12 protein-coding genes are annotated in these 10,698 nt (G+C 52.1%); 9 read left to right on the forward strand and 3 right to left on the reverse strand.

Annotated elements, in window-relative coordinates:
* The first annotated feature begins 128 nt into the window (after positions 1-128).
* From QVO39_RS06005 to bioD, 9 genes are all read left to right on the forward strand, one after another.
* Complete coding sequence (locus tag QVO39_RS06005) at positions 129-1,223, forward strand: DUF4831 family protein (RefSeq protein WP_021903432.1); 1,095 nt, start codon at positions 129-131, stop codon at positions 1,221-1,223.
* A 61-nt stretch (positions 1,224-1,284) separates the two neighbouring features.
* A complete protein-coding gene (locus QVO39_RS06010) occupies positions 1,285-2,838 on the forward strand; it encodes a peptide MFS transporter (protein ID WP_021903433.1) in 1,554 nt (517 codons plus the stop codon).
* Between the two features lie 17 nt (positions 2,839-2,855).
* A complete protein-coding gene (locus QVO39_RS06015; protein ID WP_018028711.1) occupies positions 2,856-3,158 on the forward strand; it encodes a hypothetical protein in 303 nt (100 codons plus the stop codon).
* Between the two features lie 73 nt (positions 3,159-3,231).
* A complete protein-coding gene (bioB, locus tag QVO39_RS06020; RefSeq protein WP_021903434.1) occupies positions 3,232-4,215 on the forward strand; it encodes a biotin synthase BioB in 984 nt (327 codons plus the stop codon).
* Positions 4,216-4,217: 2 nt separating this feature from the next.
* The gene (gene bioA / locus QVO39_RS06025; protein ID WP_288171845.1) at positions 4,218-5,501 is read left to right on the forward strand and encodes an adenosylmethionine--8-amino-7-oxononanoate transaminase; all 1,284 of its coding nucleotides are present in this window, start codon (positions 4,218-4,220) and stop codon (positions 5,499-5,501) included.
* Positions 5,494-6,627 carry an aminotransferase class I/II-fold pyridoxal phosphate-dependent enzyme gene (locus QVO39_RS06030; RefSeq protein ID WP_021903436.1) on the forward strand — a complete coding sequence of 378 codons (1,134 nt, stop codon included), beginning with the start codon at positions 5,494-5,496 and terminating at the stop codon, positions 6,625-6,627. The genes bioA and QVO39_RS06030 overlap by 8 nt, the downstream gene beginning before the upstream one ends.
* Positions 6,612-7,283 (forward strand): DUF452 family protein, encoded by a 672-nt coding sequence (locus tag QVO39_RS06035; protein ID WP_021903437.1) that lies wholly within the window; start codon positions 6,612-6,614, stop codon positions 7,281-7,283. Before QVO39_RS06030 ends, QVO39_RS06035 begins: the two co-directional genes overlap by 16 nt.
* Entirely contained in the window at positions 7,280-8,044 is a 765-nt protein-coding gene (bioC, locus tag QVO39_RS06040) for a malonyl-ACP O-methyltransferase BioC (RefSeq protein WP_021903438.1), read from the forward strand. The genes QVO39_RS06035 and bioC overlap by 4 nt, the downstream gene beginning before the upstream one ends.
* Before the next feature lie 15 nt (positions 8,045-8,059).
* Positions 8,060-8,725, forward strand: a complete 666-nt coding sequence (bioD, locus tag QVO39_RS06045) for a dethiobiotin synthase (protein WP_021903439.1) — start codon at positions 8,060-8,062, stop codon at positions 8,723-8,725.
* Here the strand turns inward: bioD and QVO39_RS06050 are convergent.
* The 3 genes from QVO39_RS06050 to QVO39_RS06060 all read right to left on the reverse strand — a co-directional run.
* Positions 8,720-9,454 carry a DUF6064 family protein gene (locus QVO39_RS06050; protein WP_021903440.1) on the reverse strand — a complete coding sequence of 245 codons (735 nt, stop codon included), beginning with the start codon at positions 9,452-9,454 and terminating at the stop codon, positions 8,720-8,722. The genes bioD and QVO39_RS06050 overlap by 6 nt on opposite strands.
* A complete protein-coding gene (locus tag QVO39_RS06055) occupies positions 9,451-9,951 on the reverse strand; it encodes a threonine/serine exporter family protein (RefSeq protein WP_018028703.1) in 501 nt (166 codons plus the stop codon). Before QVO39_RS06055 ends, QVO39_RS06050 begins: the two co-directional genes overlap by 4 nt.
* On the reverse strand, positions 9,948-10,698 hold a 751-nt coding region (locus tag QVO39_RS06060; RefSeq protein WP_288171844.1), incomplete at its 5' end, for a threonine/serine exporter family protein. The genes QVO39_RS06060 and QVO39_RS06055, both read right to left, overlap by 4 nt.

Below are 10,698 nucleotides of genomic sequence, written 5' to 3' on the forward strand. Positions count from 1 at the left end.
CTGTCCGACTCGTCCGAGAAAGTCCCCCCTCTGATAAAGCCCCCTAAATCTGAGCAGTACCGACGCGGTCTCAAAAGTTTTTAGTAGATTTGTCGGTAAACTTAAAATTAGGGTCAAAGCAAAGCTAGATGAAACAATATAAGACTTACAAGCTACTCTACCTGCTGGTAGCACTCCTCATCTCTTACGGCTGTGCTACGGCACAGAAGGTGGAGCGATACAGTGTGGGAGCGCTCAACGATAATCGAGTAGTCTATGCTCTTCCGCAGACCATTCTCTATCTGCAAGTAACGTCGGAGGTAACGAAGGAGATCCCTGGGGAACTTTCACTCTATGCGGAGCGGTATCTTGGCACTACCAATGCGGTATTAGAGCCGGCACTTAAATACCAGCTCAAGAGTATTGAGGTGGGGGCAAGAGGAGTGGCCGATGAGGAGCAACGCTTCTCCATTGACTTCCGAAAGAATAGCACCGCCACCAATGTATCGCTGACGGAGGATGGGGTGTTGGTGGGAATCAACCTGCAAGAGGAGGTAACCCTCCCTACCCCTCTCGACACTCGTAGCAACGAACTGAGATGGGCGGAGCTGCCTGAGGTGAGGTTTCCACTAGAGTATATCCAAGCCACTACAGCAGCCGCAAAGGCGAAGGTATTGGCCGATAACATCTACCGCATTCGGGAGAGTCGTGACCTAGTAGTGAGTGGCGAGTCGGAGCAACCTTTTGCCGATGGCAAAGCCCTTGAGATAGCGGTGAAGCGACTAGATACTGAGGAGGCAGCCTTCACTCGACAGTTCAATGGGGTGAGACAGTCGCAGGAAATCGTACAGCTTGCGGACCACCTTTCGGCAATGGAGGAGGGGCGCCACGTGGTGGCTCGCTTCTCAACTCGCGAGGGACTACTCCCGGCAGAGGACCTTCGTGGCGAACCAATTTACCTTGAGATAAAAGTGGTGGAGCAGGCACCCCCCCTTGATGAGAAGGAGCAGAAGCGACTAGAGCGTCGTCTCTCCAAGGGGATCGTCTATTGTGTGCCTGGCACGGTGCGTGCCACCATCACCTATCGAGGGCAGGTGCTTGAGAGTAAGGAGGTGCCAGTGGCACAGCTGGGCAACCTCGAGGCGCTCGATATGGTGCTCTTCAATACCAAAGGCCACACCACCTCCGTAGAGCTTTACCCGATGAATGGCGGACTGAAGGAGGTCAAAGAAGTCAACCTATAACAACCTTACAACGAGATAATTATTAACTTAAGTATTCACTGATAAACAAAAACTTCACAACATGTTTAAAGATCATCCTAAAGGATTAATACCAGCGGCCCTCTCCAATATGGGTGAGCGCTTCGGGTATTACATTATGAATGCAGTGCTCCTGCTCTTCCTGGTCTCCAAGTTTGGAATTAGCGACCAGTGGAGTGGGGTTATTTACTCGGTATTTTATGCCCTGATTTACGTACTCAGCCTTGTAGGTGGTGTATTAGCCGACCGCAAGAATAACTACAAGGGAGTCATTATGGCAGGACTTATTGTGATGGCATTAGGATATATCCTCCTCTCCATTCCAATTACCTCTACCTCCGACAACATCAGCTGGCTCCTACCATTTACCTGTGTATCACTTCTGCTGATCGCATTTGGTAATGGTCTCTTTAAGGGTAACCTCCAAGCGATTGTAGGTCAGATGTACGACGACCTTGAGGCAGAGGCTGCCAAGAAGGGTCCTGAGGCACTTCGTATCGCCAAGACAAAGCGTGACTCTGGCTTCCAGATATTCTACGTATTTATCAACATCGGTGGTTTGATCGCTCCATTCGTAGCACCACTACTGCGTAGCTGGTGGCTAGGTCGTAATGGTCTGCTTTATAACGCGGGTCTTCCTGAGCTTTGCCATAAGGTCCTCAATAATGCTGCGATGACAGTAGAGGAGACTGCCAACCTAGCTAAGTGGACAGTAGAGGTAGGTGGTTCTGTACCTACACCAGAGTTCTGCCACACCTACCTTGAGGTATTCAATACTGGAGTACACTACTCCTTTATCGCTTCTGTAGTGGCAATGCTCATCTCTCTCATCATCTTTATCTCCACTCGTGGTCTATTCCCAGAGCCACCTAAGAAGGTACATGTTGAGACTCAAGGTTACACTGCCGAGGAGAAAGCAGCGATGGCAAGCGAGATCAAGCAGCGTATGTATGCCCTCTTTGCAGTGCTTGGAGTAGCGGTATTCTTCTGGTTCTCATTCCACCAAAATGGTCAGTCACTCTCCATCTTCGCTCGTGACTTTATCAAGACCGACGCTATACCACCTGAGATTTGGCAGGCTGTGAACCCCTTCTTTGTGATTGTGCTCACACCTATTATTATGGCAATCTTTGGAGCATTGGCACGAAAAGGTAAGAGTATCTCCACACCACGGAAGATTGTGTATGGTATGCTGATTGCGGCATTGGCCTATATCTTCTTGATCGCAGTATCTGTACACTACGGCTACCCATCTGGTACTGACTTCCGTGCTATGGATGCTGGGACTCAGGCAGCGATGAAGGCAGGTCCTTGGGTACTGATTGTTACTTATTTCTTCCTCACCGTGGCAGAGCTATTTATCTCTCCACTAGGGCTATCCTTTGTATCCAAAGTGGCACCTAAGCACCTTCAAGGTCTCTGCCAGGGCTTGTGGCTCACCGCTACCGCCCTTGGTAACCTACTGATCTGGCTCGGCCCAGTGATGTACAATAAGTGGCCAATCTGGGTAGGTTGGACAGTATTCGCTGCTGTCTGCCTCATCTCTATGGGTATCATGCTCTCTATGGTGAAGTGGCTGGAGAGAGTTACTAAGTAAAAACCAATCTGTAGGTAATGCACAAGCAGAAAGGACTAAACGTAAGGCGGGTACTCCACTTCAATCGGTGGAGTAGGAGTGCCGCTGCCGCCTTTCACTCGGTCGGGAATGTGGTGAATATCGGTCAGCTCCGCACCAACGTGCTGGAGCGGATCGCACCAAAGTCCTCCGCCACCCTTCGCCTACTCAATGCCTCATGGCTGGAGCTATGGGAGCAGAAGGAGGCCGAAGAGTCGGGTGCCGACCCGTGGGAGGAGTCGCTTCTATCGTTGATTACGGTGGTGGCGACTACCGACACCATTGCTGCACTACCTAGTTAGACACTCAATACAAAGATGGGTGCCAAGGCATACATATAGCCTTGGCACCCATCTCTTTTTATAGAATAAATAGATGAATATTGCGGAAAGAATTATCGGGGAAGAACGAATTACCTCACAGGAGGAGCTACTTCGGATAGTCGAAGAGACCCCCCGTGAGGAACTTTATGAGACGTGCCACCAGATCACACGTGCCCTTTGTGGCGATGCATTTGACACCTGCTCCATTATCAATGTAAAGAGCGGGCGCTGCAGCGAAGATTGCCACTGGTGCACTCAGAGTGGTCACTTCAAAACCAATTGCGAGAGCTATCCTGTGCTCCCCTCAGAGGAGGTGCAGGCACTCGCAAAGCACAATGCAGAGGTGGGCATCAAGCGGTACAGCCTTGTGGCGAGTGGCAAACGGCCAACTCGTGACGAGGTAGCCACCTACTGCGAAATGTACCGTGAGATAGACCGAAAGTGCCACTTACATCTTTGTGCCTCCCTAGGATTGGCAACGAAAGAGGCACTGCAATCGCTTCGAGAGGCGGGCTGCACCACCTATCACTGCAATATGGAGAGCGCTCCAAGCTACTTCCCCACCCTTTGCTCCACACATACTCAGGCGGAGAAAATAGAGACCCTACAGAATGCCCAAGCAGTTGGCATGCGACGTTGTAGCGGTGGCATCATCGGCATGGGCGAGAGCCGAGCTCAGCGAGTAGAGTTTGCCCTATTCCTCGCCTCCCTTGGCATCGAGAGCATCCCTATCAATGTGCTCCACCCGATGCCCGGCACCCCACTTCAGAACCAGCCCCACCTCTCTGCCGACGAGATCCTACTCGCCATCTGCATCTTCCGTTTGGCGAACCCAACCGCTTACCTCCGCTTCAGTGGCGGACGGGCACTCCTTAGCACCGAAGTACAAAAGAAAGCACTATATATAGGTATCAACGCCGCCATCACTGGCGGACTGCTCACCACCACCGCCTCCATTGCCGAGCGTGATATGGAGCTATTCGCCAACGCAGGCTACGACACCAAAGCTCCCACCAATTGGGAGATAGAAGCATGAAGATGACTACAGAGCAACTACTCCAATGGGATAGAGACCACCTCTGGCACCCCTATACCTCTACCATTGACCCCCTCAAGGTTTATCCCGTAAAGAGTGCCAAGGGGTGTACCATCACCCTAGAGGATGGCACCCAATTGATTGACGGTATGAGTTCGTGGTGGGCTGCCCTCCACGGCTACAATGTTCCCGAGCTCAATCAAGCGATCACCGACCAGCTACAGCAGATGTCGCACGTGATGTTTGGCGGCTTTACCCATCGCCCAGCGGTAGAATTGAGCCAGCTACTGATTGAGAAGATACTACCCAAAGGGATGGATCAGATATTCTATGCCGATAGCGGTTCGGTAGCAGTTGAGGTCGCCCTCAAGATGGCGATCCAATACCAGCAATCGCTAGGAGAGCATAAGCGTCGGCACTTTGTAGGCATCCGAAGTGCCTACCACGGCGATACTTGGCACGCCATGTCGGTCTGCGACCCCATTACGAGTATGCACAGCTACTTCGCAGGCACCTTGCCAGTGCAGTACTTCGTCCCTCAGCCCAAGAGCCGTTTCGGTGGTACGTGGGACGAAAGTGACCTTGCTCTAATGAAGGAACTCCTAGAGGAGCATGGCGAAGAGATGGCAGCGATCATCGTTGAACCGATCGTACAGGGAGCCGGTGGTATGTACTTCTACCACCCTGAGTATCTTAATCAGCTACGTGCCTTGGCCGACCAATACCATTGCCTACTGATCTTCGACGAAATCGCCACTGGCTTTGGAAGGACAGGCGAACTCCTAGCCACCTACCACACCAACATCCAGCCCGATATCATCACCATCGGCAAAAGCCTCACCGGCGGTTACATGACCCTCTCCGCCACCTGCACCACCAAGCAGATCGCCGATACCATCTGCGGAGGCGAAGCTGGGTGCTTTATGCACGGCCCTACCTTTATGGGCAATCCCCTCGCATGTGCGGTGGCCAAACGGTCGGTAGAACTCCTTCTCTCCAAGGAGTGGCAGAAGCGAGTGAAAGAGATAGAGGGGCAATTGAAGGAGGGGCTAGCACCGCTTGCCTTGCTACCTTCCGTGAAGGAGGTAAGAGTCTTAGGTGCCATCGGAGTGGTAGAGATGCGGGAGCCGGTAGATATGGGTACCCTAATCCCTAAGTTTGTTCAAGAAGGCATCTGGGTACGCCCCTTCGGTCGATTGGTTTACCTAATGCCCCCCTTCCTCGCCATCACTGATGAGGAGCTCCAACACCTTATCCAAGGACTTCGCAACGTACTCCATGGATAGATACCGCCAAGCCTTAGATCAGTGCCAGAGCGAAGGCACCTACCGCACCCTTCCCGACATAGAAGTAAAGGGGAAGTACATTGATGTGGGGGGACGTCAATTGCTCAATCTCAATAGCAACGACTACCTCGGTCTTTTGGCAGAGCCTCAGCTGTGGCAGAGGTTTATAGAGGAGGAGGGGAAAAGGCGGCACCCCTCCAGTGGCTCCTCGAGGTTGTTGACTGGCAATAGTCCTGTTGCACAGCAGTTTGAGAGCGAACTCGCCAACGCCTACGGTCTGGAGAGTGCCTTGCTATGGGATAGCGGTTACCACGCCAATACTGGTATCCCTCCTGTCCTCGCCCTCCCCAATACCCTCTTCATTGCCGACAAACTGGTACACGCCAGCATCATCGATGGGCTTCGGCTATCGGGAGCCCCCTTTCAGCGTTATCGGCACAACGACCTCTCGCATCTCCGCAAGATACTGAGTCGCTATGCCGATCAGTTCGACACCCTTTGGCTCATCACCGAGAGCCTCTTCAGCATGGACGGTGATATTGCCCCACTCCAAGAACTGGTGGCACTCAAGGAGGAGTACCCACACCTATATATATATGTAGACGAAGCACACGCTGTAGGTCTCTTTGGTCCGAAAGGGCTAGGGCTTGCAGCCGAGATGGGGGTAACGAGAGAGATTGACCTACTTATAGGCACACTTGGCAAAGCCCTTGGTTCTGTCGGTGCCTACTCACTTCAGAGCGACACCCTCCGCCAGCTGCTGGTCAGCAAAGCCCGCTCCCTCATCTTCTCCACCGCCCTCCCCGAGGTCAATGTAGCGTGGAGCCGGTTCCTTTTTCATGCCATTCAAGAGATGGACGACCGTCGCCAGCATCTCAAAGACCTGGTAACCCTTTTTGGCAAAGCGATGGGACGTGAGTTTACCTCACAGATCATTCCTCTCATCGTGCCTGGCGAGGAGCAGGTGACCAAAGCGGCAGAGCAACTCTGTCGCCACGGATTTTATATCCGTCCCATCCGCCGACCCACCGTGCCACAAGGGAGCGAACGCCTTCGCCTCTCCCTCACCGCAGCAATGACCACCGACGAAATTATCCAATTGGCCAACCTATGCAATTCGATCTAACCAAAGAACAAGGCAATCGCCGTCTGCTCATATTCTTTACTGGATGGGGTACCACACCCGAGGTGGCGGCTCACTTGACTCCCCTCCCCGAGTGCGACTACCTCACCGCCTACGACTTCCGCACCCTTTCGCCCGAGGCAATCCCTCCTCTATCTGATTACAAAGAGGTCTATATGGTAGGATGGAGTATGGGTGTCTGGGCACTCGATAGGCTGGCACCCCACCTCCCCACCCCCACCAAGGCGATTGCGATCAACGGTACCCCTCTGCCGATGCACAACCAATACGGCATTCCCGATGAGATATTCAGGGGAACACTTGAGGGGCTAGATGATGATAACCGTGCCCGCTTCAACCGACGGATGTGCGGGGGAAAGAAACTATTGGCGGTATTCAATTCCTTTGCAGCACGCTCCACGGAGGATCTGCGAGAGGAGCTCTACGGCACCTATCTGCAGGTGAAGGACCTACCCGATGATACGCTCCCACAATTGGCATGGAGCGAAGCGATCGTGAGTGAGCGGGACCTGATTGTACCCACCGCCAACCAACTCGCCTACTGGCAGCGGCATGGCGTCCCTTGCCGACAGCTCAAAGGGGTTGGGCACTACCCTCTCTTAGAATACCAAAGCTGGGAGGAGCTAATCCAATTATGACCATAGATAGACAATTGATTGCCAACCGCTTCGGCAGCGCCTTTGCTAGTTACGACGCAGCAGCTACCCCTCAGCAGAGAGTGGTGACAGAGATGATGGCACTTCTTACTGAGAAAGCGGTCACTCCACCCCAACGGATATTGGAGATCGGTTGCGGAACAGGGCTGCTCACAGAGCAACTCGCTACCCACTACCCTCAAGCAGAGCTAACGCTCAATGATCTCGTACCTGAAGCAGAGCATTGGGTGGGTGAAAAGCTCCCCCACCGCCCCTTTGCCTTTGTCACAGGCGATGCCGAGCAATGGGATTGGGGCAAGGGCTATCAGCTCATCGCCTCCAGTAGCTGCATACAATGGTGGCAGGAGCCCCTCGACTTTATCCGAAAAGCCTACAACGCACTCACGCCTGGCGGCACGCTGGCACTCTCCACCTTTTTACCCGAAAATCTATCGGAGCTACGACCCATTTTGCCCAACGCTCTCCACTATCCAGTACCAGCCGAATACGCAGCAGCACTCACCCCTTTCAGCGATGTAGAGCAGAGGGCACTCACTATTGAGCTACAGTTCTCATCGCTCCTCGAACTCCTTCGCCACCTCAAAGCGACTGGCACCAATGCCTTTACTCACACCCGTCAAGGGCTTTGGAGCCGTGGGCATCTTCTTCGATTGGAGGAGGAGCTACGGCAAGCCCATCAGCTCACTTCTGAAGAGCCCCTTTCGCTCACCTACCACCCCCTTATTATCATAGCACAACAATAAAACTACAATAATATCATGATGAAACTATCAGAAATACTTACCGCACCGGTCTACTTCGTGACCGGTATTGATACCGACGCTGGCAAAACCGTTGCCACAGGCTGGATTAGCCGTCAACTTCTAGAGGAAGGAGTGCAAGTGATCACACAGAAACTGGTGCAGACTGGTTGTGTGGAGATGAGCGACGACATCTTGGTTCACCGAAAGATTGAAGGGCGAGCACTGCTACCTGAGGATCAGGACCACACCACCCACCCTATCCTATTCACCAAACCAGCCTCCCCACACATCGCGGCCGAGCTAGAGGGGAAAAGCATAGACATTTCTATCGCCACCACCTCTACCAAGAAGCTACTAGAGAAGTACCAAACTATTTTGCTCGAAGGGGCTGGCGGACTGATGGTGCCGATCACCCGTGAGCTACTCACCATAGAGTATATTGAGGCGGAGCAACTCCCCACCATCCTCATCACCACGGCACAGCTAGGGAGTATCAATCACACGCTCCTCAGCCTAGAAGCCCTTGCCAGCAGAGGGATAGAAGTGCCACTCGTGGTCTACAACGAAGGACTTACCTACGACCCGATCGTCACCGACGATAGCCGAGAGTACCTCCGCACCTACCTCTCACGCCACTACCCCCGCACCCACTTCATCACTATGCCCCACCTCACCCTATAAAAAGCTACCACTGGAGAACTGCCTATACATACTCCAGAGTAGGATAATGGCGATACCGCAAAAGATAGAGATCAGAAGAGCATTGATGTAGACCATCCCAGGCTTACCCTTATGGCTCGAATCAAGTTGAAATGAATCCTTAAAGAATAGATAAACCGCAGGAAGAGTAGCACAAGTCATCAAGTGGTCCTCAGGGATATTAAAGAAGGCCGTCTTAGCAAGTCCTATCACCGACCAATGGCAAAGGAGTAGCACAATAAAGAGATTGACCCTCTCCCTCTGCAAGAGCAATAGCCCCATTGTATAAAGCATCACCGTACAGGGCATCACCGGCGATGTGATCGTAGGGAATTGCAACCCCCTGGCCATAGAGATCAGAGGATAGAGCAAAGGGGTAAAGAGCAGGAGGTACCCCAACGACTTGTGTGGCTCCACCCGCTCCTCACTACGATGCTTCACACAGAGATCCCAGCACCATACCACAGCTAGGATCAGCCAGAATAGAGCCATAATCTCATTGTAGGCCCTCTCCGAGCAGTAGATATAGAAGTATACCACCGCTAGCCAGAGGTAAAGCACCGTTGTATAGAGCTTCACCACCAACGTAGTCCGCTTGCTCGGCCTAATAGCAAACCATAGAGTCACCACCACACCGACAAAGACAATAATGGCTTGCCACAGCCAGGTCGCTTCATTGTAGCGCGCAATAGAGTGCCAAAATGTATTCATCTTGAGAGCTTATTAGACCTAGTCAGGGCATAGGCATAGTTGGGGAAAAGGAGCATCGGTATCATCGCACCAAGCGCAAGCATAAAGACCACAGTGATCGCCGTCATCGACTGAGAGAAAAAGGTATCCATATAAAGAGCACGAGCACTAGGATCATCAATCGAATGCAAGTACATAATTTGGGCAAAGATCATATTATACGCATACTTACCTGGCACCATCGGCAGCAATGCCGGCACATACAAGACAGTCATAGGCAACCGCCGCCGTTTGCCCAGTAAAAGGCTACCAAATCCACAGAGCAAAGAGGCAACCAACGTAGCAGCTGCAATCTCCACCCCACCATACGTCATCAGGCAGAAGCGACAGGCGTGCCCTATGGCAGCTAAAATAGCAATCGGGCGAAAAGCCTTCAGCGGAGGATCTGAGATAGCCCCAAACCCTATCGCCGCTATCGCTGCAAAAAAGCCATCCGAGAGAATATCCAGAGCTATCATAGCAAGTTATCCTTCATTATCAAAATGGTAAAAGAAAGACCAATAGCTATGCTACCAATCAATAACCACGCACTCACCAGTCGGCTCAGCCCTATCGCCACATGCCCCTCCACAATATCAATTACCCCATTGATCAAAGGGACCCCAGGCACCAAGTACAAAACACTTGTAGCAATCGCAATCTCCGAAGTGATATCAAATATCACCGACGTAGAAGCACATAGAGAAGCCACAAAAGCCGAAACGATAAAGGTAAGATAATGATTCACCCCCCTTTGGCTCATCTGTTGCTTGACCAACATCCCACAAAGAGTCGAAGAAAAGACAATCCCCATAGAGGCCCAATCCCCACCAAAGAGCCGGCAGAAGGAGGCATTGGCAAAGCCCACAAGCAGCAGCACAAAGAGAGGATGAATCATCGGAGCCTTGATGATCGACTCATACCGCTCCTTGATCTCAGCGAAAGAGAGATGGTGGTCATAAGTCTCCCAGCTAAGAGCACTCAGACGAGCATTGTGCTCAAAACTAATAGGATAAGGATAGATCTCACACACCTCATTGTAGTGCTCCCGACTCCTGAGATCAAGGACAGAGATGATAAGGCTCTTCTGAAAAATACTGATCTTAACCTCGCACCCAAGAGATATACCAATCCGCTTCGTATTGCGAATCACACGTGAGGAGTGCACACCACAGCTCATAAGGTGGGTGGCATACTCCGATAGAAATACCCCAACTTCGTGTAGG

This window comes from Porphyromonas sp. CAG:1061, assembly GCF_000435035.1.
In the GTDB taxonomy this organism is placed as follows: Bacteria; Bacteroidota; Bacteroidia; order Bacteroidales; family Porphyromonadaceae; genus Porphyromonas_A; species Porphyromonas_A somerae.

Coding starts and splice junctions, on each gene's coding strand:
- QVO39_RS06050 (WP_021903440.1), bottom strand. CDS start 9,454: ATGAATACATTTTGGCACTCTATTGCGCGCTACAATGAAGCGACCTGG.
- QVO39_RS06010 (WP_021903433.1), top strand. CDS start 1,285: ATGTTTAAAGATCATCCTAAAGGATTAATACCAGCGGCCCTCTCCAAT.
- bioB (WP_021903434.1), top strand. CDS start 3,232: ATGAATATTGCGGAAAGAATTATCGGGGAAGAACGAATTACCTCACAG.
- QVO39_RS06005 (WP_021903432.1), top strand. CDS start 129: ATGAAACAATATAAGACTTACAAGCTACTCTACCTGCTGGTAGCACTC.
- QVO39_RS06015 (WP_018028711.1), top strand. CDS start 2,856: ATGCACAAGCAGAAAGGACTAAACGTAAGGCGGGTACTCCACTTCAAT.
- QVO39_RS06035 (WP_021903437.1), top strand. CDS start 6,612: ATGCAATTCGATCTAACCAAAGAACAAGGCAATCGCCGTCTGCTCATA.
- bioD (WP_021903439.1), top strand. CDS start 8,060: ATGATGAAACTATCAGAAATACTTACCGCACCGGTCTACTTCGTGACC.
- bioC (WP_021903438.1), top strand. CDS start 7,280: ATGACCATAGATAGACAATTGATTGCCAACCGCTTCGGCAGCGCCTTT.
- QVO39_RS06055 (WP_018028703.1), bottom strand. CDS start 9,951: ATGATAGCTCTGGATATTCTCTCGGATGGCTTTTTTGCAGCGATAGCG.
- bioA (WP_288171845.1), top strand. CDS start 4,218: ATGACTACAGAGCAACTACTCCAATGGGATAGAGACCACCTCTGGCAC.
- QVO39_RS06030 (WP_021903436.1), top strand. CDS start 5,494: ATGGATAGATACCGCCAAGCCTTAGATCAGTGCCAGAGCGAAGGCACC.